At 65.7% G+C, this 24,935-nt stretch carries 31 protein-coding genes; 17 read left to right on the top strand and 14 right to left on the bottom strand.

Annotated elements, in window-relative coordinates:
* Positions 1-46 precede the first annotated feature (46 nt).
* On the bottom strand, positions 47-649 hold the full coding sequence (locus DQ229_RS10785; protein WP_114966257.1) for an EF-hand domain-containing protein: 603 nt from the start codon (positions 647-649) through the stop codon (positions 47-49).
* 249 nt (positions 650-898) lie between these two features.
* On the opposite strand from DQ229_RS10785, the gene DQ229_RS10780 reads away from it, so the two are divergent.
* Both DQ229_RS10780 and DQ229_RS10775 read left to right on the top strand, forming a co-directional pair.
* Positions 899-1,336, top strand: coding sequence for a DUF983 domain-containing protein (locus tag DQ229_RS10780; RefSeq protein ID WP_420796861.1), 438 nt, complete (start codon positions 899-901; stop codon positions 1,334-1,336).
* A gap of 108 nt (positions 1,337-1,444) precedes the next feature.
* Positions 1,445-2,113: an NUDIX hydrolase gene (locus DQ229_RS10775; protein ID WP_114966256.1), complete on the top strand. Its 669-nt coding sequence runs from the start codon at positions 1,445-1,447 to the stop codon at positions 2,111-2,113.
* 9 nt (positions 2,114-2,122) lie between these two features.
* Here the strand turns inward: DQ229_RS10775 and DQ229_RS10770 are convergent, their stop codons facing one another.
* On the bottom strand, positions 2,123-3,166 hold the full coding sequence (locus tag DQ229_RS10770) for an aldo/keto reductase (protein WP_114966255.1): 1,044 nt from the start codon (positions 3,164-3,166) through the stop codon (positions 2,123-2,125).
* Between the two features lie 187 nt (positions 3,167-3,353).
* Between DQ229_RS10770 and crcB the strand changes: the two genes are divergently transcribed.
* From crcB to DQ229_RS10745, 5 genes are all read left to right on the top strand, one after another.
* Positions 3,354-3,731 (top strand): fluoride efflux transporter CrcB, encoded by a 378-nt coding sequence (crcB, locus tag DQ229_RS10765; RefSeq protein ID WP_114966254.1) that lies wholly within the window; start codon positions 3,354-3,356, stop codon positions 3,729-3,731.
* Positions 3,728-4,777 carry an RluA family pseudouridine synthase gene (locus tag DQ229_RS10760; protein WP_114966253.1) on the top strand — a complete coding sequence of 350 codons (1,050 nt, stop codon included), beginning with the start codon at positions 3,728-3,730 and terminating at the stop codon, positions 4,775-4,777. The genes crcB and DQ229_RS10760 overlap by 4 nt, the downstream gene beginning before the upstream one ends.
* Positions 4,774-5,451 (top strand): HAD-IA family hydrolase, encoded by a 678-nt coding sequence (locus tag DQ229_RS10755; protein WP_114966252.1) that lies wholly within the window; start codon positions 4,774-4,776, stop codon positions 5,449-5,451. Before DQ229_RS10760 ends, DQ229_RS10755 begins: the two co-directional genes overlap by 4 nt.
* Positions 5,448-6,185 (top strand): ATP12 family chaperone protein, encoded by a 738-nt coding sequence (locus tag DQ229_RS10750; protein WP_114966251.1) that lies wholly within the window; start codon positions 5,448-5,450, stop codon positions 6,183-6,185. Before DQ229_RS10755 ends, DQ229_RS10750 begins: the two co-directional genes overlap by 4 nt.
* A 248-nt stretch (positions 6,186-6,433) precedes the next feature.
* A complete protein-coding gene (locus DQ229_RS10745; RefSeq protein WP_202909557.1) occupies positions 6,434-7,453 on the top strand; it encodes an amino acid ABC transporter substrate-binding protein in 1,020 nt (339 codons plus the stop codon).
* Between the two features lie 40 nt (positions 7,454-7,493).
* Here DQ229_RS10745 and DQ229_RS10740 read toward each other — a convergent pair whose 3' ends face one another.
* From DQ229_RS10740 to DQ229_RS10730, 3 genes are read right to left on the bottom strand one after another with little or no spacing between them, the layout of a single operon-like run.
* Positions 7,494-8,024, bottom strand: coding sequence for a SixA phosphatase family protein (locus DQ229_RS10740; RefSeq protein ID WP_114966250.1), 531 nt, complete (start codon positions 8,022-8,024; stop codon positions 7,494-7,496).
* Positions 8,021-8,725 carry a ferredoxin gene (locus tag DQ229_RS10735; RefSeq protein ID WP_420796860.1) on the bottom strand — a complete coding sequence of 235 codons (705 nt, stop codon included), beginning with the start codon at positions 8,723-8,725 and terminating at the stop codon, positions 8,021-8,023. The genes DQ229_RS10740 and DQ229_RS10735 overlap by 4 nt, the downstream gene beginning before the upstream one ends.
* Positions 8,718-8,984, bottom strand: coding sequence for a hypothetical protein (locus tag DQ229_RS10730; RefSeq protein WP_114966249.1), 267 nt, complete (start codon positions 8,982-8,984; stop codon positions 8,718-8,720). The genes DQ229_RS10735 and DQ229_RS10730 overlap by 8 nt, the downstream gene beginning before the upstream one ends.
* A gap of 156 nt (positions 8,985-9,140) precedes the next feature.
* Here DQ229_RS10730 and DQ229_RS10725 point away from each other — a divergent pair, with 156 nt between their 5' ends.
* A complete protein-coding gene (locus DQ229_RS10725; protein ID WP_114966248.1) occupies positions 9,141-9,398 on the top strand; it encodes a DUF6455 family protein in 258 nt (85 codons plus the stop codon).
* Positions 9,399-9,501: 103 nt separating this feature from the next.
* On the top strand, positions 9,502-9,738 hold the full coding sequence (locus tag DQ229_RS10720; RefSeq protein ID WP_114966247.1) for an Lrp/AsnC ligand binding domain-containing protein: 237 nt from the start codon (positions 9,502-9,504) through the stop codon (positions 9,736-9,738).
* A gap of 7 nt (positions 9,739-9,745) precedes the next feature.
* Here DQ229_RS10720 and DQ229_RS10715 read toward each other — a convergent pair whose 3' ends face one another.
* Positions 9,746-10,624, bottom strand: a complete 879-nt coding sequence (locus DQ229_RS10715; protein WP_238381039.1) for a sulfotransferase — start codon at positions 10,622-10,624, stop codon at positions 9,746-9,748.
* A gap of 323 nt (positions 10,625-10,947) precedes the next feature.
* Here DQ229_RS10715 and mce point away from each other — a divergent pair, with 323 nt between their 5' ends.
* Entirely contained in the window at positions 10,948-11,352 is a 405-nt protein-coding gene (gene mce, locus DQ229_RS10710; protein ID WP_114966335.1) for a methylmalonyl-CoA epimerase, read from the top strand.
* Between the two features lie 3 nt (positions 11,353-11,355).
* Positions 11,356-11,640 (top strand): DUF1467 family protein, encoded by a 285-nt coding sequence (locus DQ229_RS10705; RefSeq protein WP_114966245.1) that lies wholly within the window; start codon positions 11,356-11,358, stop codon positions 11,638-11,640.
* Positions 11,641-11,663: 23 nt separating this feature from the next.
* Here DQ229_RS10705 and DQ229_RS10700 read toward each other — a convergent pair whose 3' ends face one another.
* Positions 11,664-12,245, bottom strand: coding sequence for a nitroreductase family protein (locus DQ229_RS10700; protein ID WP_114966244.1), 582 nt, complete (start codon positions 12,243-12,245; stop codon positions 11,664-11,666).
* 254 nt (positions 12,246-12,499) lie between these two features.
* Between DQ229_RS10700 and DQ229_RS10695 the strand changes: the two genes are divergently transcribed.
* Positions 12,500-13,003, top strand: coding sequence for a TIGR02444 family protein (locus DQ229_RS10695; protein ID WP_114966243.1), 504 nt, complete (start codon positions 12,500-12,502; stop codon positions 13,001-13,003).
* 167 nt (positions 13,004-13,170) lie between these two features.
* Here DQ229_RS10695 and DQ229_RS10690 read toward each other — a convergent pair whose 3' ends face one another.
* The 5 genes from DQ229_RS10690 to DQ229_RS16810 form a co-directional block, all read right to left on the bottom strand.
* Complete coding sequence (locus DQ229_RS10690; protein ID WP_202909559.1) at positions 13,171-14,226, bottom strand: endonuclease/exonuclease/phosphatase family protein; 1,056 nt, start codon at positions 14,224-14,226, stop codon at positions 13,171-13,173.
* A gap of 101 nt (positions 14,227-14,327) precedes the next feature.
* Positions 14,328-15,164, bottom strand: coding sequence for a hypothetical protein (locus DQ229_RS10685; RefSeq protein WP_114966241.1), 837 nt, complete (start codon positions 15,162-15,164; stop codon positions 14,328-14,330).
* Positions 15,165-15,462: 298 nt separating this feature from the next.
* Positions 15,463-16,068: a 3-isopropylmalate dehydratase small subunit gene (leuD, locus tag DQ229_RS10680; protein ID WP_114966240.1), complete on the bottom strand. Its 606-nt coding sequence runs from the start codon at positions 16,066-16,068 to the stop codon at positions 15,463-15,465.
* Between the two features lie 13 nt (positions 16,069-16,081).
* Complete coding sequence (gene leuC, locus DQ229_RS10675; protein ID WP_114966239.1) at positions 16,082-17,491, bottom strand: 3-isopropylmalate dehydratase large subunit; 1,410 nt, start codon at positions 17,489-17,491, stop codon at positions 16,082-16,084.
* A gap of 54 nt (positions 17,492-17,545) precedes the next feature.
* Positions 17,546-17,737, bottom strand: a complete 192-nt coding sequence (locus DQ229_RS16810; protein WP_238381038.1) for a hypothetical protein — start codon at positions 17,735-17,737, stop codon at positions 17,546-17,548.
* Between the two features lie 181 nt (positions 17,738-17,918).
* On the opposite strand from DQ229_RS16810, the gene rsfS reads away from it, so the two are divergent.
* Together rsfS and rlmH are read left to right on the top strand one after the other, a co-directional pair.
* A complete protein-coding gene (rsfS, locus tag DQ229_RS10670; protein ID WP_238381037.1) occupies positions 17,919-18,293 on the top strand; it encodes a ribosome silencing factor in 375 nt (124 codons plus the stop codon).
* Positions 18,293-18,763, top strand: a complete 471-nt coding sequence (rlmH, locus tag DQ229_RS10665; protein WP_114966237.1) for a 23S rRNA (pseudouridine(1915)-N(3))-methyltransferase RlmH — start codon at positions 18,293-18,295, stop codon at positions 18,761-18,763. Before rsfS ends, rlmH begins: the two co-directional genes overlap by 1 nt.
* Before the next feature lie 120 nt (positions 18,764-18,883).
* Here rlmH and ettA read toward each other — a convergent pair whose 3' ends face one another.
* On the bottom strand, positions 18,884-20,539 hold the full coding sequence (ettA, locus tag DQ229_RS10660) for an energy-dependent translational throttle protein EttA (RefSeq protein ID WP_114966236.1): 1,656 nt from the start codon (positions 20,537-20,539) through the stop codon (positions 18,884-18,886).
* A 67-nt stretch (positions 20,540-20,606) separates the two neighbouring features.
* Between ettA and DQ229_RS10655 the strand changes: the two genes are divergently transcribed.
* The 3 genes from DQ229_RS10655 (at position 20,607) to dacB (ending at position 24,419) form a co-directional block, all read left to right on the top strand.
* Positions 20,607-22,172 carry an alanine/glycine:cation symporter family protein gene (locus DQ229_RS10655; RefSeq protein ID WP_114966235.1) on the top strand — a complete coding sequence of 522 codons (1,566 nt, stop codon included), beginning with the start codon at positions 20,607-20,609 and terminating at the stop codon, positions 22,170-22,172.
* Complete coding sequence (locus DQ229_RS10650; protein ID WP_114966234.1) at positions 22,169-22,795, top strand: nicotinate-nucleotide adenylyltransferase; 627 nt, start codon at positions 22,169-22,171, stop codon at positions 22,793-22,795. Before DQ229_RS10655 ends, DQ229_RS10650 begins: the two co-directional genes overlap by 4 nt.
* A 211-nt stretch (positions 22,796-23,006) precedes the next feature.
* A complete protein-coding gene (gene dacB, locus DQ229_RS10645; RefSeq protein ID WP_238381036.1) occupies positions 23,007-24,419 on the top strand; it encodes a D-alanyl-D-alanine carboxypeptidase/D-alanyl-D-alanine endopeptidase in 1,413 nt (470 codons plus the stop codon).
* Between the two features lie 15 nt (positions 24,420-24,434).
* Here the strand turns inward: dacB and DQ229_RS10640 are convergent, their stop codons facing one another.
* Positions 24,435-24,860: a tellurite resistance TerB family protein gene (locus DQ229_RS10640; RefSeq protein WP_114966232.1), complete on the bottom strand. Its 426-nt coding sequence runs from the start codon at positions 24,858-24,860 to the stop codon at positions 24,435-24,437.
* Positions 24,861-24,935: the final 75 nt, after the last annotated feature.

Here is a 24,935-nt window from a genome sequence, read left to right as displayed (position 1 = left end):
GCCGGGGCGCGGGCTCAGCCCCCGCCCCGGCAATGTGCCGGCCCGCTCAGTTCCCGCGCGGCCCATGACGGTGGCGCCGGTGCTCCGGCGCTTTCCCGGCCCGGCCACCCCTTGCTTCGGCGCGCTGCTGCATACGTTCCTGCATGGCGGCGTGGGCGGTTTCGAATTCCTCGGGCGAGATCATGCCGTCACCGTCGGTATCCATGTGCTCGAACATCATGCGGGCGCGGGCTGCGGGATCGTTGCGCATTTCGGCCATGTGCTCCATCGCGGCGGCGATCTCGGCCTCGCTCAGGGCGCCGTCGCCGTCGGTATCGAAGCGTTCGATCATCCGCGCGGCAAAGCCGGTGCGGCCGTCCTCATCCATTGCCGCGCCAGGGCCAAAGCCCATTCCGCCGTGCTGCCACATGCCACGCATCGCGCCGCGGTCGCGCATCATGCCGCGTTGGCCCATGCGGGGGCGATCGGCGAGAAAGGCTTCGAACTCTTCCTGCGTGACGATGCCGTCACCATCCGCATCCATCGCTTCAAAAGCGAGCGTGCGGTCGCCTGGGGCCTGAGCTTCGGCGGAGACGGGGGCGAGGAAAAACGCGCCCGTTGCCATTGTCAGGGCAAGCGCGGCGAGTGAAAGGCTGGTTCTGGGTGTCATGGTCTGCTCCTGTTGCGTTGTTCGCCGTTGCGCCGCACGGGGCCTCTTGCCCCGGCATGTTCACGCGAACCGATGCCTCTGATACGTGGCGCCGGTGCCGTTCCGTCGCGCCGGCGATCACGAAGTCGCGCGCAGCGTCGCAATGGCACGCGCAGCGTCGCAATGCCGCGCCCGGTGGATGGCTGACATTGCCCGGGCGGGCTGATAGGAGTGGCGCAGTTGAATGATATGCGGGAGTGTATGAAGCCCATGCACAGCGAACACGAGCTTGCCTCGGGCGGACATCCCGCCATGCCGTCCTCCGACGCCACAGCCAGGCAAGACCGGCCGGTGCGGCCCGCCATGCTGAATGGCTGGCAGCGCAAGTGTCCGGCTTGCGGCGAGGGAACCCTGCTGGAAGGGTATCTCAAGGTGCGCGATACCTGCCCAACCTGCGGCGAGGCGTTGCATCACCAGCGCGCCGATGATGGCCCGGCCTATCTGACGATCCTGATCGTGGGCAAGTTGATGGTGCCGCCGTTCTACTGGGTCTTCATCACCTGGCGGCCCGATCCGTTGCCAATGGCGCTGATATTTTCGCTGGGCACGGTGGTGGCCTCGCTTTGGCTGTTGCCGCGGCTCAAGGGGATGATGGTGGGAATCCAGTGGTCGCGCCGGATGCACGGCTTCGGCGGCACGGATGGCTGAGCGTCCCTTGGCGGGGCGTTCAGGCCGATCCGGCTTGCCCAGGGGTTGCCGGGCGGGCTAACAGGGCGAAACCGGAACCTTGGCGCAGCCCCGGCAGGAAGGCATCAGATGGACAAGACAGCAATTCGCGACGCGGCCACGGTGCTGGTGATCCGCGATGCCGCAACCGTCCCGCGTGTGCTTATGGGGCAGCGCGGGGCAGGGGCCGCCTTCATGCCCAACAAGGTGGTGTTTCCTGGTGGCGCGGTTGATCCGGGCGATGCCGATGTTACGCTGGCCGCGCCGCTTGACCCGGTTTGCGCGTCCCGGATCGCGCAGGATGGCGCGAACCCGGCCGCGCTGGCGACGGCAGCGATCCGCGAACTTTGGGAAGAAACCGGGCTGATGCTGGGCGCGCCGGGTGAATGGCCTGATCCGCCCGCGCCCGACTGGGCCGATTTTGCCGCGCGCGGAATGTGCCCCAGCGCGACCGGGCTGCGCTATGTGTTTCGCGCGGTCACGCCCAAGGGGCGACCGCGCCGGTTCGACGCACGCTTCTTTCTGGTCGAGGCCGGGCGGATTGCAGGCGACCCGGACGATTTCTCGGCCGCCTGCGAGGAACTCAGCCACCTGCAATGGATACCGCTGGCCGAGGCGCGGCGTTTCGATCTGCCCTTCATCACCGAGGTCGTTCTGGCCGAAGTCGCCGCACTGGTCGAGGCCGGCGTGGGCCAGCCCGAAAGCGTGCCGTTTTTCGACAATACCGGCGATCGCCCGGCGTTCCGCCGCATCGCCTGATCGCGTGCTTCAGAACGGCATCGGATGCGCCCGCCAGGCCCGTCCGATGGCGGCAAGGACATCGTCGGAAAGCGTCAGGTCGGCGGCCCCGAGCAGGTTGTCGAGCTGCTCGGTGCTGGTTGCGCCGATGATCGGAATGGCTGTGAACGGGCGGCTGCGATACCAGGCAATCGCCATCTGGCAGGGGTCAAGCCCGGCCTCGTTGGCGATGCCCATATAGGCGGAAACCGCGCTCCAGACCCTGGGCGTGATCCGCCCGCCCAGATTGGCGTTGAGAGCGCGCCGCGTGCCCTCGGGCGTGACATCGCCCGCATACTTGCCGCTCAGAAGCCCCGCTGCCAGCGGAGAATAGCCCAGCAGCGGCAGTTCCTCGTTCACGCTCAGTTCGGCCAGGTCGGTGTCAAACAGACGGCATAGCAGCGAATACTCGTTCTGGATCGTCTGCATCCGCGGCAGGTCGTTTTCCTCGGCCAGGCGAAGCCACATGGCCGTGCCCCAGGCGGATTCGTTAGAAAGGCCCAGATGCCGGATTTTGCCCGCCTGCACCAGTTCATGCGCGGTTTCCAGGATCTCCATCATATGGGCCACCGTCTCGTCGCGCCGCTGATGCGAGGGGTCGAAGCTCCAGTTCTGGCGGAAGTGATACGACCCGCGATTGGGCCAGTGCAGTTGATAAAGGTCGATCACATCGGTCTGAAGCCTGCGCAGCGAGTTTTCGACAGCCTCGGTCATCCGCGCGCGGCTGATCGGCGGGCCGCCCTCGATGACTTTCGTGCCTTCGCCCGAGACCTTGGTGGCGATCACGACACGGTCGCGCCGGCCCGTGGCCTTCAGCCAGTTTCCGATGATCCTCTCGGTGCCCCCCACGGTCTCGGCTGAAATCGGATTGGTCGGATACATCTCGGCGGTGTCGATGAAATTGACGCCGCGTTCGATCGCGCGGTCAAGCTGGGCGTGGGCCTCGGCCTCGGTGTTCTGGGTGCCCCAAGTCATGGAGCCAAGGCAGATTTCGGAAACTTCGATGCCGGTTCTTCCAAGCGGGATCTTACGCATGATTGCTCCTGATTGCGGATGGCTCTGGCCAGTTGGCGACAAGACTAGCTCATATGACAGCAGGGGCAATCGCCTTGCCCTGGCGGCAGGCTGCGCCTGCATTGGCCGTACTGCCGGCCGGGGAAAGGCGGCCGCAGCCTGTGTCGGGCGGTTGACAAGCGCGCCCGTGCGCGAAAGAGAAAGCCCCATGTTCTGGACCCTGACACAAGTTGCCCTGGGCGGCGCGGCCGGCGCGATCCTGCGCTATGGCACCCAGATGGGGGCGCAGCGGCTTTTCGGCCCCGGCGTGCCCAGCGGCACGCTGTTTGTGAACGTGCTGGGGTCTTTCCTGATCGGCATCGTGTTTGTGTGGCTGATCGATAAGGGGCTGATGCGCCACGCGCCCTTTCTGCTGGTCGGCGTGCTGGGGGCCTATACGACCTTTTCGACATTCTCGCTCGATGCGTTGCTCTTGTGGGAGCGGGGGCTGCACGGCTGGGCGGTGGGCTATGCGCTGGGCTCGGTGATCCTGTCGCTGGCGGCGGTTGTTGCGGGTGTATGGCTTGCGCGGGGGTGGCTGGCATGAGCGGGGTGCAGACGCGCATGATCGGGCCCGACGAGGGCGACCAGCGGCTTGACCGCTGGCTGCGGCGCCAGTTTCCGCAGCTCAGCCAGGGGCGGATCGAAAAGATGTGCCGCAAGGGCGAGCTGCGCATTGATGGCGGGCGGGTCAAGCCCTCGACACGGCTGGAGCCGGGCCAGAAGCTGCGCATTCCGCCGCTGCCCGATGACAACGCGCCCCTGCCGCCCGAACCCGACCGGGGCATCCCCGAGGCCGACGCGCGGATGATCCAGGCGGCGGTGCTGTGGAAGGACGAGCATATCATCGCGCTCAACAAGCCGCCGGGGCTGCCCAGCCAGGGAGGCTCTGGTCTGGGGCAGCGGCATGTCGATGGCCTCTCGGATGCGCTGCGCTTTGGCTACAAGGACAAGCCAATGCTGGTGCACCGTCTCGACAAGGACACGTCGGGCATCTTGCTGCTGGCGCGCACGCCAAGGGTGGCGCGGCGGTTGTCGGAAGCTTTCCGCGCCCGCGAAACCCGCAAGATATACTGGGCGCTGGTCGCCGGGGTGCCGCAGCCCATGATGGGGACGATCCGCTACGCGCTGGTCAAGGCCGGCGGGCGCGGCCCGGGCGGCGAGGGTGAAAAGATGCGCTGCATTCACCCCGACGAGGTGGCCGCGACCGAAGGCGCGCGCCGCGCGACCACCGATTACGCAGTGCTTTCGGCGCTGGGCAAGCGCGCGGCCTGGGTCGCGCTGGTGCCGGTGACGGGGCGCACGCATCAGTTGCGCGCCCATATGGCCGAACTGGGCCACCCGATCGTGGGCGATGGCAAATATGGCGGCTCGGGGCAGGAGAACCTGGGCGAGGGTTGGGGTGCGCAACTGGGCGGCGATATCAGCCGCAAGCTGCATCTGCACGCGCGCTCGCTGCGGTTCATCCATCCGATCACCGGGCGCGTGGTGACGCTGGTCGCGCCCTTGCCCGAGCACATGAAACGCAGCTGGGCCACCTTCGACTGGCGCGAGGCCGATGTGCCCGCCGACCCGTTCGAGGAGGCCGGATGACCACCCCGCTGCGCCTTGTCGTCTTCGATGTGGATGGCACCCTTGTGGACAGCCAGAACCATATCATGGCCGCGATGCAGGTTGCTTTCGGCGATCTGGGGCTGGTCACGCCACCGCGCGCCGCTGTGCTGGGCATCGTCGGGCTTTCGCTGCCCGAGGCGATGCGCCGGCTGGCGCCCGAGGCGCCGCGCGACCTGATCGAGGGGCTGACCGCCGGGTATCGCGGCGCTTTCGCAGCGCGGCGTGCCCAGGCGGAATCGCCGCTTTACCCCGGCGCGCGGGCCGTGCTGCAGGCGCTGGCCGGGCAGGACAGCGTCTTGCTGGGGGTGGCGACGGGCAAGTCGCGGCGCGGGCTAGACCATATGCTGCGCACCCATGAACTGGGTGATTATTTCGTGACCGCGCAGGTGGCCGATGATCATCCGTCCAAGCCGCACCCGTCGATGCTGGAGGCCGCCTTGCGCGAAACCGGCGTCGCGCCCGGAAATGCGGTTATGGTTGGCGACACCAGCTATGACATGGAGATGGCGCGCAATGCCGGCTTGCCGGGGATCGGTGTGGCCTGGGGCTATCACGCGGCCGCGGCATTGCACCGGGCCGGCGCGGCCCGCGTGATCGAGGATTTCTCGGCCCTTGGCCCGGCGCTGGCCGCTTTGCAGGAGGCCGCGGCATGAGCGGCGAATGGAAGGCGCGGCGGTTTTGGAAAACCGTGTCGGTCGCCGCCGCCGAAGGGGGCGCGGGCTATGCCGTCATGCTGGATTCGCGCCCGGTAAAGACCCCCGGGAAGGCCCCCCTGGTGGTGCCCAGCCGCCCATTGGCCGAGGCATTGGCCGCCGAATGGGACGCACAGGAGGATGTCATCCGCCCCGAAAACATGTCGCTTACACGGGCGGCCAATACCGCCATCGACGGGGTGGCCGGGCGCCGCGAATCCGTGGTTGATGAGATCGCCGGCTATGGCGCAAGCGATCTGCTGTGCTACCGCGCCCCGGCGCCCGAGGCGCTGCGCGCGCGGCAGGCGCGGGCGTGGGATCCGCTGCTGGACTGGGCGGCAAGGGATCTTGGCGCGTCGCTTGAGCGGGCCGATGGTGTCATGCCCCGCCCACAGCCTGAGGCCAGCCTGAAAGCCCTTCGCCGCGAAGTCGCCCGCTTCACGCCCTTCGGGCTGGTGGGGTTGCACGGGCTGGTGGCGCTGAGCGGCTCGCTGGTGATCGGGTTGGCGGCGGCGCTTGGGCGCGACAAGCCCGAGACGCTCTGGCAGCTGTCGCGTATCGACGAAGAGTGGCAGATCGAACTATGGGGCGAAGATGCCGAGGCCGCGGCCCATGCCGCCGCAAGGCGTGCGGGGTTTCTCGATGCGGCGCGGCTTTTGTCACTTCTGGGCGTGGCCGCCCGGCGCGATCACTGAACTTTGCGCTGGTGCGTCAGCATGGTGGTCGCGTTCGACCGGGCGGGCCAACACCTCTTCAACGGGCCAATCCCCCTGCTCAACCCATTCACCTTTTGGCGACGGCGGTTTTTCGCTTATGGTGTCCGCACGCTGCACGTCATACCCGGGGAAAGGGCCGAACGAATCGGTCGGCGCGCGGCAAAATGACAACGGTCAAGGCCGAGGCAGCTTGCGGGGGCGTGGCAGTCAGGCAGGAAGAGGTGAGAATGACGCGCAGCATTTTCGGGGCAGTCCTTGTCGCGGCGGGGTTTGTCATGGGGGCGGGCGCCGGGGCACAGACACTTGAAAAGGTGCATGAACGCGAAAGCCTCGTCTGCGGTGTGCAGCCAAATATGCCGGGTTTCGCCGCGCCCGATTCCAGCGGGGTCTGGCAGGGTTTCGATGTTGCGCTCTGCCGGGCGGTGGCGGCTGCGGTGCTGGGCAATGCCGCATCGGTGGTGTTCGTGCCGGTTGCCGCGCAGGATCCGTTCGACGAGTTGGCCGCCGGGCAGGTTGATCTTGTGCTGCGCGGCGCGGCCTGGAGCTTCGGCAACGACGTGGACCCGAGGCTGAGTTTTGCCGGTGTCACCTATTACGACGGGCAGGGCTTCATGGTGCCACGTTCCAGCGGATTCGGCTCGGCGCTGGAGATGGACGATGCCACGCTGTGCGTGCAGCAGGGCACGCCCACGCAGGCCAATCTTCTGGAATACTCCCGCACCAACAACATGACATTCCAACTGCGCGAGGTGAGCAACCATGCCGAGGCGCAGCAGCTCTACATGGCCGGTGAATGCGAGGTTTACTCTGCCGAGGTCTCGGCGCTGGCGGCCATGCGCGCGAGTTTCGCCGATTCGGAAAATCATGTGATTCTGCCTGAATACATATCGAAAGAACCGCTGGGCACTTATGTCCGCGCGGGCGATGACGCCTGGCTTTCGATCGTACGCTGGGTTTTCTACGCGCTGGTTCTGGCCGAAGAACTGGGTGTGACCTCGACCAATATAGCCGAGCACGCACAGGGCGCGGCCTCGACCGCGATCAACCGGCTCCTGGGGAAAGAGGGCGATCTTGGTGCGCGGCTGGGGCTTGACGAGGCCTGGGCCGCGCGGGCGATTGCTGCTGGCGGCAACTTCGGAGAAATCTTTGCTTCGACCGTCGGGGAACAGACCCCGATCGGCCTGCCGCGTGGGCTGAATGCACAATGGGTGCAGGGCGGGCTGCTCTATGCGCCTCCATTGCGCTGAGGATTAAGGCATCGAGAGATGACGCCCGCGCTCTTGCGGCTCACATGTTTTCGGTATCCGCCAGATCGGCAGGCACAATGAATTGCATTGCTTGGCCGGCGCGGAAACGCAGCTCGGTCCAGCCTGCAATGCGGAACTCGGCAACAAGGGTCGCGCAGGGCGGATAGGTGGCAAACTGCGGATGTGCCGGGTCGTGGTCCAGCAGCAGACGGGCACATTCGGCTATGCCGGGATTGTGCCCCAGCATCAGAACGGTCTTGCCCCGTGCCCGGCGCAGCAGGTGCAGCATCACATCCGGTCCGGCGCGGTAAAGCTCGTCTAGAAACTCCACTGTGCAGGTGTCGGGCAGTGCCACGGCGATGTTTTCCCATGTCTCGCGGGTGCGCCGGGCGGTAGATACCAGCGCTGTATCGGGGGCCAGCCCCTGATGCGCCAGCCAGCGGCCGACGCGACGGGCATCTTCCTGCCCCTGCGCGGTGAGGGTGCGTGCGTGGTCGCCGCCGGGCGTATCCTCCCAGCCGGACTGGGCATGACGTGTCAGGATCACGCGAAAGGGAGATGACCTGCTCATGCGGGGTGAAACTGCTGCATGTGATAAGCCGATTGTTGGGCGGGTCTTTCGTATCGGGCCGAAACGGGGCAGGCCCGGCGCACCAGACAGCCCGCGTTCAGACATGTGCCGCCGGCAGGGGTGTCAAGCCAGGCATGGCAGGCCGGAATGTCATACCCCGCGCTGCCAAGCGCCCCGGCAGGGCAGGCCGAAAGGCAGGGTTTTTCGGCGCAGTCCGAACAGGGGTTTGCGGGCGGGGGCTCGGCCAGGTCCAGCCGTTCGGTCAGCGCAACCGCCCCGCGGAACGAGGCCCACAGCCCCGCCCGGTCATGCACCAGCAGCCGCACGGGCGAGGGCCATGCACGCCCGCTGCGCAATGCCCACTCGTAGAAAGGGTGCCAGGGCGGCCCGGTGAAGGGAAAGAGCGCCCGCCCGTCAAGCTGCGCGGCCAGCGCCGCGATCACCCGGTGCGACCAGCGGTCAAGCGGGTCGGCTGCTCCATCCGTGAACTCCGGTTGTGTGCTGACATGCGCCCAGAAGTCGGGGCCATGCGGCCCCAGCAGCACCAGGGTGCCAGTGCCGGAGGGCACCTTATCGGACAGGACCGGGTGAAAGGCCCCCATGATTTCAAGCCGGTGCCGTGCCGCCGCCCGTGCCAGCGCATCGAGACGGCCCTGACCCTGTGGCGGCCGGGCGGCGGGGCGGTTGCCCGTCTCATCCATTTTCTGGCTTGTCCGTGCCGTGCGGCGCGGCGCGGCGCAGCCGGTAGACCCCTTCGGGCAGGTTCAGCGCCGCCCCCAGATCCCGCAGCTGCGTAAGCGAAAGGGTGATCCGCACCGGCTCGTCCCGGCGCGGATCAAGCTGTTCGACCACGATGCAATCCTCGAAGGCCTGCACGCTCACATCCTCCTGAAGATGCGGGCTGCCCTCGTCGATCAGGGTGATGACCGTGGCGTCGAAATCATGCTCGATGGTAAACATGGGTTCAGGCTAGCGCCGGTGGCTGCCGCTGCAAAGCCCCGACTGCACCCTGAACGTATTTGATGCAGATCATTTCTCCATAATCGGCCTTCGTGCAGAATTCAGCCTTACCGCAGGGCCAACCGGCCCGGCAGCAGTGCAAGAGGAGGGTTCGAGATGAATTTCTTCAAGCGTATCGATCAACATGCGGCTCTGGTCGGTCAAATGGCGGATACGGTCGGCATCGACGTGGGCGAGGCGATGGCCAGCGGCCGGCTTGAGCCCGAGTCGTTGCGGGGGGCCGTGTTGCGCTGTATGCGCTGCGATTCGGTCGAGGAATGCAGCGCTTGGCTCTATGCCCATGCCGACGCCACTGCCGAAAGCCCGCCCGACTATTGCCGCAACCGTGAACTTCTTGAGCGACTGGCCGGGTAAAAGGCTGGTGTTCCAGCATTCCCTGGTCATGACACGCAGAAAGCGGTTTCAGTCGAGTGCGACGATGCGCTAGGCTGGCCCGGCGTCAGTCAGGGAGTCAGGGATGCGCTGCGTTTTCGTCCAGTTTCGGTGTTCACCGGGCAGAACCTATGAGGTTGCCGACGCGATTTATGACCGCGAGGTTGTATCCGAGCTTTATTCGACCTCGGGTGAGTATGACCTGATTGCCAAGGTCTATATCCCCGATGACGAAGATGTCGGCCATTACCTCAACCGCAGCCTGTTCGACATTCCGGGAATCGTGCGCACGCTGACCACGATGACGTTCAAGGCCTTCTGATACACCCTCAATCGCGGGGCAGACCGATTGTCGCGCGCATGTTCGGCGGGTAATGTCGGCGAAGGCCGGGCCAGGTGGCTACCACCGCCAGCCCGCGCAGGGCGGCGTTGCGTGGCACGCGCCAGCTTTCGTGCGGGGTGATCGCGACCTGACCGTTTTGCGTGGCGGTGCAGCCGGTATCGGCAGGAATGGCAAAATGCAGCCCTTCGGTGGCAAGCGCTGCCTTGTCCGGGCCTGAAAACAGCCCCGCAGGCATTTGCAGCCCCGCCCATTGCAGCACATTCGCCAGCGTGTCGCGCGGACGGGCGGTGAAATCTTCGTAACGCAGGGCCATGTAGCGCGCGCCGAGACCGTGGCGCCATTGTTCCAGCCGCTGCTGACGGCGGCGCCAACGGCGCAGCTCTCGCCACGTGGCGGCAAGCCCTCCCGCCCGCCGATAGCTGCTGCACGCGACCGCGCGCGGGTCGCGCAGCAGGTTGAGCACGCGCAGGTCACCCCCTTCGAGCAGGTCCAGCGCCAGCGCCACGCGCGGATCACCCGAGGTCTCGACAAGAACACGTGCGCCGCTTGTCTCGCTTGTCGCGTCGAGAAGGGCGGCAAGCGGGTGCAGAAAGCCCTCATGCTCGGCCCGTAATTGTGCGCGTGCCTCGACATCGCCCCAGTCGGCAACCTGATCGGCAGAGTTCAGAAAGGCGGCCCCGCGCCGTCGCATCGCCGCAGGGGTGAGGCCGCCGCTGGCCGAAGGGCTGAACATCCCGTCCAGAAGGGGGCCATATACGGGGCAATCGCGCAGATTTGCCCCGCAGCGACAGGGCGCATCGCTCTCCCAGGCCTGCCACAGCAGTTCCAACTGTCCGAGGGTGAAACACTCCGCCCCTTGCGACATGAGGAGCGACAGCAACGTGCCCCCCGAATATCCGGAACCGGAGATCGCAACAAACTTCACCGCAAACACTGCCCAGACAACGGCGCGCGACGCGCCGGAAAACGCCTTCGCCTAGTAATTTTTTACTAACAGGTCAAGCACTTGCTAGTTTATGACATGGTTTTGCCGCAATTTTGCCACTTTACCCCAACCTGCGAGAGCGCGCTTGCTGGCGCAGGGCTGCGCCAACTGGCCGCGCTTGGGGTGCTTGCGGGTCAAGCGGCAGGCAGGCATAAGCGGCGTTGATGCAGGCCGGACTGGCCGGTTTCAGCGAGGAAGTTCACATGATTGGCCGCCTCAACCATGTCGCCATCGCCGTCCCCGATCTGGAGGTGGCCGCAGCGCAGTATCGCGACATGCTGGGCGCAAGCGTCGCCGCACCCCAGGACGAGCCTGACCACGGCGTCACTGTTGTGTTTATCGAATTGCCCAATACCAAGATCGAGCTGCTGCACCCGCTGGGCGACAATAGCCCGATTGCCGGATTTCTTGAAAAGAACCCCTCGGGTGGCATCCACCATCTGTGCTATGAGGTCGAAAATATCGCGGCTGCGCGCGACCGTCTGCTGGCGCAGGGCGCGCGGGTGCTGGGCGGCGGAGAGCCCAAGATAGGCGCCCACGGAAAGCCGGTGCTGTTCCTTCACCCGAAGGATTTCAACGGCACCCTGATCGAGTTGGAAGAGGTCTGAGTCATGACCATCATGTCGGGTTTCGTGCTGTTCGCGGTGTTCTGGTTTTTGGCATTGTTCATCGTGCTGCCGCTGCGTCTGACGACGCAGGAAGAAGCCAATGAAACGGTGCCGGGCACCCCGTCATCGGCGCCGGTCGATCCGCACATCCGCCAGAAGGTCAAGCTGGCCACGATCATCGCTCTGGTCTGCTGGGGCATCGCGGCCTTCGTGCTGATCAACGAACTGGTCACGGTCGCCGACATCGATATCTTCAACAGGCTCGATTCGGATCTCCACCGCCCCTGAGCGCGTTGGCGCGCAGGGGCCGCCTATTCGGCGACCCATTGCACGATCTTTTCCAGGTCCGGACGCGGGCGTTCTGGCACCGGTTGCGCGGGGGCGGTGCCGATATGAATCATCCCGGCAATGAATTCGCCTTCGGCCAGCCCCAGCCCGATTTCGCAGAACTTCCTGTCATGGCTGGCAAAGCCGCTCAGCCAGTTGCCCCCCCAACCCGCGGCCAGGGCAGCATTTAGCAACGCGAGGCAGACCGCGCCGGCAGACAGGTGCTGCTCAATCTGTGGAATCTTCTCGGATGCTCTGGGCGAGGCAACGACCGCCACCGCCAGATGCGCATCGCCATATTGCCGCACGCCCTTTTCGACCTGCTCGGGCGCAAGCCCCAGCGCATGGCCGCACTCGCCCGCCAGTGCGGCCAGCCGTTGCAGCGCGCGGCGTTCCAGAACGATGAATCGCCACGGCTCCAGTTTGCCATGATCGGGGCTGCGCGCCGCCGCTTGCAAGAGCGGCATCAGATCTTCCCGGCCAGGCACCGGAAGGCCCAGCATCTTGGCCGGGCACGAGCGGCGGCGTTGCAGGAAATCGAGAACGGCGGGAGCGGGTTGCGGCATCGAGTGTCTCCGGTTGTTCAAAAGGGCGGCTCTCGCGACTCTGGCGCTTGCGTCCTGTCGGGCAGATCGGCGCAAACCTAACCCGGGGCGCCGGCCCCTGCCAGCGGGCTGGGCAGGGTTTCGGGTCTTGCGCTCGAGATTCAGGTCTTGCACTCGGGGTGTTGAGGGGGGCAGCGTCATTCGTTCATGGTGATCCCGGCCCGGCCAATGCGCTGGCGGTGCCGAGGACCGAGGCTGGAGAGAGGAGTTGCCGGATGACCGGGCAACAAAAAGTTGAAACGGGGCGTTTCTGGGCTTTCTCGCTGAAGTTCTACGACAGCCCCGAGGTGCAGGAAGCCTGCCTTGCCTTGCAAGACGAGGGCAGTGCGGATGTCAACCTTGCGCTTTATCTGCTGTTTCGTGCCCGCGATGGCGTTGCCTTCGATGCAGCCAGTGTGGCGCAGGTCGATGCGGCGGTGGCCGGCTGGCGTGATGACGTGGTCGTGCCGCTGCGCAGCCTGCGCCGCAAGCTGAAACCTTCGCCTTTTTCGGTTGATGACGAAGGCCAACAGAAGCTGCGCAATCAGATCAAGAAGGCCGAGTTGGAAGCAGAGCGGCTGGAGCAGTTTCACCTGGAAGCGCGGTTCGGGCGCTTTCCGGGCCAGCCTATGGCCCCGGACATGGCGGCGCGGACAAGTCTTGCGGCGCTGAATGCGCATCTCGGCGGCAAGCTGCCGGAACGGGCGGTCGCTGCCCTGCTAAACCGTTTCAGCGTTTGAAACCGGGCGTAGTGATGGTGGAGAGGCCCAACAGCCCGGCACAGGCCTTGGAAACGGTGCGCCCTTCATGCCGACCGGGGCCCCCGCCATGCGTATGTCAGCCGTCCCTGGCAGGCATGATGTGCCCCGCTTCGCCGCCGGGCTGATGTGCCTGCACCCGCCCGGCCTCAGTGCAAGGGTAGGGCCAGATCGACCCATACAAGCCGGTGGCGCGAGGCTTCCTCGCCGCTGCGGGTGCGCAGCAGCGGCGCCTCGGGGTCTTCGGGGGCGGGCCAGAATACTCCTGCCCCGCGGAGTGTCAGCCCGGCGGCGGGGAGCACGTAATCGACCCGCAGGTTGCCGGGGCCGCGTGCCTGTGGCCAGTGGGTAGTGTCAAGCGGGGCCTCGCCCCGATGCCCTTCGTTGACGGGCGCATCAGCCATCGCGGCCCCGCCGGCACTGCGCGGCGCCGGATCCTGAAGGGCGGGGTGGGCAAGCAGTGCGCGGATAGCCGCATGCTTGCCGTCGCCATCGAACGGGTCGAGATTGGCATCACCCAGCAGCACGAACGGGGCATCGGGCGGCGGCATCGGCAGGGCGTCGCTCAGCAGCAGGTTCCAGAACCGCACCTCGTCATGGTTCCGGCGCAGGTTGCGCCCTTCGAGGCCGCCGAATACCGGCGGCGAGGCGTAGAAGGCGAGGAGATGCAGCCACTGTCCCCCGGGCAGCAGCACCGGCACATCCCAGTGCCCGGTGGTGGAAAGCCGCTGGATCGCGAACACCTCTTCCGAGGGGAAGAGTGCGCCATCGCGCCGCGGCAGAAGCGCGCCCGGCAGGTCGCGCCACAGAAACTCCGAGAAATCGCGCACACCCTGCGCATCCACCGGATGGTGCGACAGCAGTGCCATGCCGCCCTGGCCGGCAAATGTGCCGTAACCCTGGGTATCGTCGGGGGTATCTTCGCGGCCGTCGCCTGTCATGTCGAGGCCGGTGCGCACGCCGCTGTTGGGGCGCAGGGCGAAACGGTAAGGATAGGCCACGCCCCAGGCGGCCAGGGCCTGGGCAAAAGCCTTTAGCGCAACGCCGCCATGATCGTAATCGAACTTGGTGAGCAGAAGGATGTCGGGCTTGGCGGCGGCGATGATCTGCGCCACGGCCTCGATCTGCTCATCCTGCCCCGAGAGAATGTCGCGCAGCAAGAGACCCGGCCCGCTGCGCGAAAGATTGGCGTTGAAGGTTGCCACACGCAGCGTGTCGCCCGCCGCCGCGCCAGTGCAGAACAGTGCAGCGCAGAGTGACAGAATCAGGAAGAACGCACGCGTGAAGGGCGCCCGTTCGCTGGATGTCAGACAGGTTGCAGCGCCGCGCCTTCGGTGTCGCCATTGCGGCGCCGTTTCTCGCGGATCATCCGCGCGATCCGGCTGAGCGCCACCCCGCGCATCAGAAGTGTTGCCGGCAAGAATGCCCATGCGGCGACTGTCCAGACCAGTGTTTGCGGATCGGTCAGTGTGACCGGACGCACAGTGACCGAGACCGTCAGGATGAGGGCCGGGATCAAGAATGGCAGGAAAAACCCTAACGCAATATTAAGCATGGCATCCCGCTCGAGCCTGAGCACGACATCGCCCCCGGCAGTCGGATCGAATGTCGGCAGGTTCACCCAGACGTTGAAAGCGTTGTGCCGCGCGGGCCATCCGCCGATACGCAGGCTGCAGACGAAAACGATCAGCATGAAAAGCGAGACGAAATAACTGATCCCCGCGGCGCTGCGTACCAGCAGGACATGTTCGGCCGAACTGCTAGCCGGCAGCATCAGTGTCACCAGACGAACCGGGCTGTAGGGGAAATCCATCGACTGCCCGATCAGGGTGCCCACAGCCTGGACGAACAGCGTCAGAGTGCCCGGTTCGTGCTGCGCGCGGGCGATTGCCGAAAGCATGAGCACGATCAGGAAGAGCGCAAGAAAGCGAATGCGGTTGTAGGGTGGCGCGTAGCGGAACTCGATCAGGCCGGGATAGCGCGCGGAATACTCGATAACCGTCAGCAGGGCTGCGAAAAAGGCAAAAAGCAGCACGATCTGCGCGGTCTCGGTCGCGATTCCGGGCATCATGAGCGCCGGCATCGTGACCAGAAGAAATACCAGAAATGCGCGCGCCAGAGCGCCCAGAACCCGCGTCAACACTGCCTCTCATCCTCAATGCGTCCGGCCCCGGTGCTTTGCCGTGACCTGGTTTGGACCTTCCCCGAATATCGCATTTCAGGGCGCCATATCTTTGCCTTAATCCTGCCCAGATTAACTTCCGGCTGCAACATTCTGTGTAGGTTTGCTAATTTTTTTCTGGTGTGAGGGCCGAAACTGTCGCCGGTTTGCATCAGGTTGAACAAATGAAATGGGCCACCCCGGCAGGGCGGCCCAATATCTGGTATTCGCGGCCAATCCCGGCACCAGGCGGCACCAGGTACGTACCCTTGTCGCCAGTTCAGACCCAGGGCCGGAGCGTGGCGGCCCTTGCCTCGAAAGCATCGATCGCGGCGACTTTCTCGAGCGTAAGTCCGATATCGTCCAGCCCGTTGAGCAGGCAGTGCTTGCGGAACGGATCGACCTCGAAGCCAATCGTTTGCCCGTCCGAGGTGGTGATGGTCTGGTTTTCCAGATCGACGGTCATGCGGGCATTGGCGCCCTTGCGCGCGTCGTCCATCAGGATATCGACCTGTTCCTGCGGCAGGGTGATCGGAAGGATGCCGTTCTTGAAGCAGTTGTTGAAGAAGATGTCGGCAAAGCTGGGCGCGATTACGCAGCGGATGCCGAAATCCAGCAGCGCCCAGGGCGCATGTTCGCGCGACGAGCCGCAGCCGAAATTCTCGCCTCCGACAAGGATCTCGGCGTTGCGATAGGCCGGCTGGTTGAGCACGAAATCGGGGATCTCGTTGCCTTTCTGGTCATAGCGCATCTCGTCGAAGAGGTTCTTGCCCAGCCCTGAACGTTTGATGGTTTTCAGGAACTGCTTGGGAATGATCATGTCGGTATCGACATTGACCATAGGCAGCGGCGCGGCGACCCCGGTGAGGGTTGTGAACTTGTCCATGTCTCTGCCTTCCTTACATCAGCTCGCGCACGTCGGTCAGCCGGCCGGTCAGTGCGGCGGCGGCGGCCATGGCGGGGCTCATCAGATGGGTACGCCCGCCGCGGCCCTGGCGGCCCTCGAAGTTGCGGTTCGAGGTGGCGGCGCAACGCTCGCCCGGGGCCAGCTGGTCGGGGTTCATCGCCAGGCACATCGAGCAGCCGGCCATCCGCCATTCAAACCCGGCCTCAATGAAGATGTCGGACAGCCCTTCCTTTTCAGCCTGGGCGCGCACGAGGCCCGAGCCGGGCACGACCATGGCGCGGATGCCGTCCTTGATCTTCTTGCCTTTCAGCACGGCGGCGGCGGCGCGCAGATCCTCGATCCGGCCGTTGGTGCACGAGCCGATGAACACCGTGTCGATCTCGATGTCCTGCAGCCGGGTGCCAGGCTCCAGCCCCATGTATTCAAGCGAGCGGCGCGCGGCCTCGACCTTGCCGCCTGTGAAATCCTCGGGCGCGGGCACGGTGCCGGTGATCGGCAGCACGTCCTCGGGGCTGGTGCCCCAGGTGACGACCGGCGCGATCTCGGAGGCGTCAAAGCTGACCACCTTGTCCCAATGCGCGCCCTCGTCGGACTTGAGTGTCTTCCACCAGGCGAGCGCGGTTTCCCAGGCGGCACCTTTCGGGGCGTGCGGGCGGCCCTTGATATACTCGAACGTCTTTTCGTCAGGCGCGATCAGCCCGGCGCGTGCGCCGCCCTCGATGGCCATGTTGCAGACCGTCATCCGGCCTTCCATTGACAATTCGCGAATGGCCTGGCCGCAATATTCGATCACATGCCCGGTGCCGCCGGCGGTGCCGGTCCGGCCGATGACGGACAGCGTGATGTCCTTGGCCGTCACACCCGGCGGAAGCGAGCCGGTGATCTCGACCTTCATGTTCTTCGATTTCGACTGGATCAGCGTCTGCGTGGCCAGCACATGCTCCACCTCGGAGGTGCCGATGCCATGTGCCAGCGCGCCGAAGGCGCCATGCGTCGCGGTGTGGCTGTCGCCGCAGACGATGGTCATGCCCGGCAGGGTCCAGCCCTGCTCAGGCCCGATGATATGCACGATGCCCTGGCGGATATCGTTCACCGGGTAGTAGTTCAGCCCGAAGTCGCGCGCGTTCTTGTCCAGCGCCTCGAGCTGGATGCGGCTGTCCTCGTTCTCGATCACGCCCGAGGCGCGGTCGGGCGTGGTGGGCACGTTGTGGTCGGGCACGGCGATGGTCTTTTCGGGCGCGCGCACCTTGCGCTCGGTCATGCGCAGGCCTTCAAAGGCCTGCGGGCTGGTCACTTCGTGCACCAGATGGCGGTCGATATAGAGCAGGCAGGTGCCGTCATCGGCCTGATCGACCAGATGATCGTCCCAGATCTTGTCGTAGAGGGTCTTCGGAGCTGTCATGGCTCTCTCCATTGCGGAAGGCTGAATGGCTGAACGGGGCTGGCGGAATGCCCGTCAGCCCAGAGCCAGAAGAGAATGAGACAGGCCGAAAAATCGCCAGGGCAGCCGCCGCCTGTCATCCATGTCGAAATAGCGTATCATGCGCTTGTATCTAGGCGTCTTTGCGGCGTGACGCAATATGCGGCGGCGGGAGCGGCCCAAAGCCTGCGCCCCAGTGCGGATTGCCGAAATACGGCCCTTGCGCATTTGGGCAACGCCTTGCGCAATTGCGCGTGATCGGGGGGCTGCCCGTTGAGTTTCACAAGCTGCGTTGCTACTTTTGAAGAACACGAGGTGCCGCATCGCGCGGCGCGCAACAAAGGAGGACCATGTCCTGTCATACATGGAGCAGGCGGCCGATGCCCCGGCCGCAGCAGGAGGCGCGGCGATGACCGCGCGCAAGAAGCAGGCGGCGCAGGTGCCGCTGCTGGACACCATTCTTTCAACGCTGGATGACGAGAAGGCCGAAGAGATCGTCACGATCGATCTTGGTGGGCGCTCGACCATGGCCGATCACATGGTGATCTGCTCGGGCCGGTCTTCGCGTCAGGTGGCGGCGATCGCGGACAAGCTGGTCGAGCGGCTCAAGCAGGATTACGGCTTCACCGCCCGCTGCGAGGGCAAGGATGCCGGCGACTGGGTGCTGATCGACGCGGGCGACGTGGTGGTGCATGTCTTCCGCCCCGAGGTGCGTGCCTTCTACCAGCTTGAAAAGATGTGGCAGTCCGCGCCCGCAGGTGCCCCGGCCCCGTCCGACGCCTGATGCGGCTGCATATCTGTGCCGTGGGCCGGCTGCGTGGCGGGCCCGAGGCGGCGCTGATCGACGACTACCTGTTGCGCCTTGGCCGGACAGGGCAGGGGCTGGGCCTTGGCCCCGCGCAGGTTCTTGAAATCGAGGATCGTTCGGGCGGCGGCCCGGAGGCAGAGGGCGAGCGGCTCTTGCGTGCCGCGCCCGATGGCGCGGTGCTCTGTGCGCTCGATGAGCGCGGCAAGGCGCTTTCCTCGCCCGAGTTTGCCGAAATGCTGGCGCGCTGGCGCGACGAGGGACGGCGCGATGCGGCGTTCCTGATCGGTGGCGCCGACGGGCTTTCGCGCGACCTGCGCGCGCGGGCCGATGCCAAGATTTCATTCGGGCGGATGGTCTGGCCGCACATGCTGGCGCGCGTGATGCTGGCCGAACAGCTTTACCGCGCCGCGACGATCCTGGCGGGCACGCCCTATCACCGGGGGTGAGGGGCGGGGCGGCAACCCTGGCGGGGGAGCGGGGCTGCAGCCTGCGGCTGTTCAGGCCGGGCGCAACAGTTCCTGCACCCGGCCCTGGTTTCGGCTCGGGCCACGGCCCGCCACATTATCTCACCGCGCGAACTTCTTGTACTTGATCCGCTTGGGCTCCAGCGCGTCGGGGCCGAGGCGGCGTTTCTTGTCTTCCTCATAGGCGGCGAAGTTGCCTTCGAACCATTCCACATGCGCCTCGCCCTCGAAGGCCAGGATATGCGTGCAGAGCCGGTCGAGGAAAAAGCGGTCGTGGCTGATCACCACGGCGCAGCCGGCGAAATCCTCCAGCGCGTCCTCAAGTGCGCGCAGGGTTTCCACGTCAAGGTCATTGGTCGGCTCGTCAAGCAGCAGCACGTTGCCGCCCGAGCGCAGCAGCTTGGCCAGGTGCACCCGGTTGCGCTCGCCGCCCGACAGTTGCCCCACCTTCTTTTGCTGGTCGCCCCCTTTGAAATTGAAGGCGCCCACATAGGCGCGGGAGTTCATCTCGGCATCGCCCAGGGTGATGACGTCCAGCCCGTCGGAGATTTCCTCCCACACGGTTTTCTTGCCATCGAGCGCGTCGCGCGACTGGTCCACATAGGCCATCTTGACCGTGTCGCCGAAGGTTACCTCGCCCGCGTCGGGCTGCTCGTCGCCGGTCAGCATCCGAAACAGCGTCGATTTACCCGCGCCGTTGGGGCCGATCACGCCGACGATCCCGCCCGGCGGCAGCGAGAATGTCAGATCCTCGATCAGCAGGTTGTTGCCATAGCCCTTGCGCAGGCCATCCACTTCGATGACTTTCGAGCCCAGGCGCGGGCCGTTGGGGATGATGATCTGCGCTTTGCCGACCTTTTCACGCTCGGACTGGCTGGCCATCTGCTCATAGGCCGAGATGCGCGCCTTGGATTTGGCCTGCCGCGCGCGGGCCCCGGCGCGGATCCATTCAAGTTCCTTTTCCAGCGTTTTCTGTCGCGACTTGTCCTCGCGCGCTTCTTGCGCAAGCCGCTTGGCCTTCTGTTCCAGCCAGCTGGAATAATTCCCCTCATAGGGGATGCCGCGCCCACGATCGAGTTCGAGGATCCAGCTTGTGATGTCATCCAGGAAATAGCGGTCGTGGGTGACGATCAGGATCGTGCCCTTGTAGTCGATCAGGTGCTGCTGCAGCCAGGCGATGGTTTCGGCATCCAGGTGGTTGGTCGGTTCGTCGAGCAGCAGCATGTCGGGCGCTTCAAGCAGCAGCTTGCACAGGGCCACGCGGCGCTTTTCGCCGCCCGAAAGGGTCGTCACGTCGGCCTCGTCCGGCGGGCAGCGCAGCGCCTCTAGCGCCACATCGATCTGCGCATCCAGATCCCAGAGGTTCTGGCTGTCGATCTCATCTTGCAACTGGCCCATCTCTTCGGCGGTTTCGTCAGAATAATTCATCGCCAGTTCGTTGAAGCGGTCCAGCTTGGCCTTCTTTTCGGCCACGCCCAGCATGACGTTGCCGCGCACATCGAGGCTGGCGTCAAGCTCCGGCTCCTGCGGCAGATAGCCTACGCGCGCGCCCTTGGCGGCCCATGCCTCGCCGGTGAAATCCTTGTCCTGGCCGGCCATGATGCGCAGCAGGGTGGATTTCCCCGCGCCGTTGGGGCCGACCACACCGATCTTGACGCCCGGCAGGAACGACAGGCGGATGTTCTCAAAACATTTCTTGCCGCCGGGATAGGTCTTGGAGACTCCATCCATGTGATAGACATATTGGTAAGACGCCATGATGCATGTCCTTGCGGAATATGAGATGTGTTGGCGGCATCTATAGTGTTTGCGGGCCGGGGGAACAATGGGGGCAGCTTTGCGAAGGGTGGTGGCAGGGGGTGCTCTGGCCGCAGTTCCGGGGGCAGTCGCGGCGCAGGGCTTCGACGCGGCGGTCGATCAGGTGTTCGAGCACGCCACCGGCTGGTTTGTCGCACTGATCTTTGCGCCTCTGCCCGGCACCGACTTCCCCTGGATCGTGATGTGGCTGGTGGTCGCGGCGGCGGTGTTCACCGCCTATCTGGGGCTGGTGCAGCTGCGCGGCTTCACCCATGCGCTGCGGCTGGTGCGGGGCGACTATTCCAGCGGCGAGGACGCGGGCGAGGTCAGCCATTTCCAGGCGCTGGCCACGGCGCTGTCGGGCACGGTGGGCCTGGGCAACATCGCGGGCGTTGCCGTGGCGGTGGGCATCGGCGGGCCGGGGGCGACCTTCTGGATGATCCTGGCGGGTTTTCTGGGTATGGCGACCAAGTTCACCGAATGCACGCTGGGGGTCAAGTACCGCAACGTGCTGCCCGATGGCACGATATCGGGCGGGCCGATGTATTACATGACCAAGGGCTTTGCCGAGCGCGGCCTGCCCGGCGGGCGGCTTCTGGCGGTGCTGTTCTCGCTGTGCTGCGTGGGCGGCGCGATCGGGGCGGGCAACATGTTCCAGGCCAATCAGGCCCATGCCCAGATCGCGGTGGTCAGCGGCGGGCTGATGGACGGGCAGGGCTGGGCCACGGGTGCCTTTCTGGCGCTGGTGGTCTTTGCGGTGATCGTGGGCGGTATACGCAGCATCGCGCGCGTGACCTCGCGGCTGGTGCCGCTTATGGCGGCGGTTTACCTGTTGGGGGCGGCGACGGTGCTGATCGCCAATGCCGACCGCGTGCCCTGGGCGATCGCGCAGATTTTCGAAGGGGCCTTCACCGGCCTCGGGGTCGCGGGCGGCATGGTGGGCGCGCTGATCATGGGGTTTCGCCGTGCGGCGTTTTCCAACGAGGCGGGGCTCGGCTCGGCGGCGATCGCCCATTCGGCGGTGCGCACAAAAGAGCCCGTGTCGGAAGGCACGGTGGCGCTGCTGGAGCCCTTCATCGACACGGTAGTGATCTGCACGATCACGGCGCTGGTGATCATCGTCTCGGGGGTGCTGGTGTTCGACGCGCAAGCAGGGGTCTATGTGCTCGATGGCGGGCAGATCGCCACGGCGGATGGGGTTCAGGGCGTGGCGCTGACCTCGGCGGCCTTTGCCAGCGTGGTGGGGTGGTTTCCTTATGTGTTGGCAATCGCCGTGGTGCTGTTTGCGGTTTCCACCATGATCACATGGGCCTATTACGGGCTGAAGGCCTGGACCTTCCTGTTCGGCGAGGGGCGCCGGACCGAACTGACCTTCAAGCTGATCTATTGCGGTTTCGTGGTGATCGGCGCGGCGGCGCAGCTGGGCGCGGTGATCGATTTTTCGGATGCGATGATCTTCTCGATGGCAGTTTTCAACATCATCGCGCTTTACGCGCTCATGCCCATCGTGCGGGCGGAAGCGCAAAGCTATTTCAGCCGTCTCAAGCGCGGCGAGATCAGGGCCGTGGGCCGGGTGGGAGAGATTCCGGAATGAGCATCATCCATCGTCATGGGCTGCCCCATGCGCCGCCTGGCCTGCGCGTGGGGCTGCTGGGCGGGTCGTTCGATCCGCCGCATTCGGGCCATGTGCATATCACGCGCGAGGCGCTCAGGCGGCTGGGGCTCGACCGGGTGTGGTGGCTGGTCAGCCCCGGCAATCCGCTCAAGGCGCGCGGACCTGCGCCGATGGCGGCGCGGCTTGCGGCGGCGCGGGCGGTGATGGACCACCCGCGCGTCGAGATCACCGATATCGAAGCCCGGCTGAACAGCCGCTACACTGCGCGCACGATTGTGCTGCTGCAGCGGCTTTATCCGGGCGTGCGTTTCGTATGGTTGATGGGGGCCGACAACCTGGCCGGGTTTCACCGCTGGGAGGATTGGCAAAGCATCATGGAACGGGTGCCCGTGGCCGTGTTCGCCCGACCGGGCGCGCGTGTGCGCGCACGGCGCTCCAAGGCGGCGCTGCGCTTTGCGCAGGATCGCGTCAAGGCGCGCGATGCGGGGATGCTCGCGCTGCACCGCCCGCCGGCCTGGGTTTTTCTCAACGTGCCCATGCGCGACATCTCGTCCACCGGGCTGCGCGCTGGCGGTGGCTGGCCCTCGGGCAGCGGGAGTTGAGTGCCCTCCGCCCGCCGCAGGCGGTCTTTTCGGATGAATTGGTGCGGGCCACTGGCGGAAAGGCTTGCCTGATCCCGGTCGGATAGGTTTAACCTGTGGGCATGAAGGAGGGTGCGCACCGGTGAGCCATCTATCCAGACGCTTCTTTCTGACTTCTCTTCTGGCCGGGGCGGCCATGCCTGCGCTTGCAGCGCCGCCCGGTCGTTCGCCGATGCCACCCGTGCGACCGGGCGGGGCAGCGGCGCGCAATGTCGCCGGCACGGCCCCTTCGGCCGAAGCGCTGATTCAGGCCGCGCGCTTGCGTGGCAACCTGGGCTATGTCGTGGTGAATACCGCCAATGGTCAGGTGGTCGAGGCATTGCGCCCGGCAACAGCTTTGCCCCCCGCAAGCGTGATCAAGGCCGTTACCACGCTATATGCGCTCGATGCGCTGGAGCCGCAGCAACGCTTCGTCACCCGGCTCCTGGCGACGGGGCCGGTGCAGGGCGGGCAACTCAATGGCGATCTGATCTTGCTGGGCGGCGGCGATCCCACACTGGGCAGCGACGGGGTGGGCGCGCTGGCGCAGCGGCTACGCGATGCCGGTGTGCGCCGGGTTACGGGGCGGTTTCTGGTGCATGGCGGCAGCTATCCGTCCATTCGCGAGATTGCAGCGGAACAGCCGGTGCAGGCGGGATACAACCCGGCGGTCTCTGGCCTGAACCTGAACTTCAATCGCGTGCATTTCCGATGGGAGCGCAGCGGCAGCGGCTATCAGGTTGTCATGGAAGCACCTGACCAACGCTTTCGCCCGGGGGTTTCGATGGCGCGGATGCAGGTGGTGAACCGCCAAGCTCCCGTCTACACCCACGAGCTTGCCGGCGGCTCCGAGACCTGGACTGTGGCGCAGGCGGCGCTGGGCGGCAGCGGTGGGCGCTGGCTGCCTGTGCGCCAGCCCGAGCTTTACGCCGGAGATGTGTTCCGCGCTATCGCCAATTACTACGAGATTTCACTGCCCGCGCCGCAGCTTGCCAGCGGCGGCAGCCTGCGCGGCACGGCCCTGGCCGAGCATCGCTCGGACCCGTTGCGCGAAATCCTGCGCGGGATGATGCGCTATTCGACGAACCTCACCGCCGAGGCCGTGGGCCTTGCCGCCAGCATCGCGCGCGGCGGCCGCCCCGTCAGCCTGGCGCAATCCGGGCAGATGATGGCCGACTGGGCGCGCGCGCGTTTCGGGCTGGAGGGGCCGCGCTTTGTCGATCATTCGGGGTTGGGGGATGCCTCGCGCATCAGCGCGGCCGACATGGTGCGTGTGCTGGTCGCGGCCCGGCACCAGGGGCCGCTGCACGGGCTGATGCGTGAATTCGTCATGCGCGACGGGCAAGGCAATATTCAGCGCAACCATCCCGTCGAGGTTGCTGCCAAGACCGGCACGCTGAATTTCGTCAGCGGCCTTGCCGGATACGCCAGGCCACGCCAGGGCGGGGCCGAACTGGCCTTCGCGATCTTTGCGGCCGACATGGACACCCGCAACGGGCTGAGGGCCGATCAGCGCGACCGCCCCCCCGGTTCGCGCGACTGGATCGGCCGCGCGCGACGGTTGCAGCAACAGCTTATCGAACGCTGGGGTGTGCTTCACGCCTGAACGCGGCGCGCGGTCTCAGGTCAGTTTCATGTGCCGTGCGCGGGCGCCGCGCTCGATGGCAGCGGCATGCAGGCGGTCAATCTCCAGCTCGTGCCGGATTTCCTCGAGCAGGCGCAGCTCGGCCTGCATCAGCGTGCCATCAGCGGCAGCCACATCGCAGGCCAAGGCATAGGCGGTCTCGAACAGCCGCTCGGGCAGGGCCTCGCGCACCAGGCCGAACAGCGAATCAAGCCCGTCTTCTTCGGTAAGGAGGTCGAAAACCGTTTGCGCGGTCGTGCGCAGCCGGTCGGTGTCATACCCGGCGAATATCGGCAGGTAGTTGACCACCTGCTGGATTGCGACCAGTTCCGAGGTGCGTATCTCCTCGTCCGAGGCGGAAACGGCGATCATGATGGCGACAAGGCAATCCTGTTCGGACAGGGCAGGCAGGGTGGCGCTCATCTGGTGATCCTTTGTCTGTAGGCTGGTATGTTGCGGCGCAGAATATTGACGCCGAACTGGCAGGGCAATAGGAGA

It is taken from the genome of Alkalilacustris brevis (assembly GCF_003350345.1).
Taxonomy (GTDB): Bacteria; Pseudomonadota; Alphaproteobacteria; order Rhodobacterales; family Rhodobacteraceae; genus Alkalilacustris; species Alkalilacustris brevis.
This window is presented reverse-complemented; position numbering and strand designations above follow the sequence as displayed.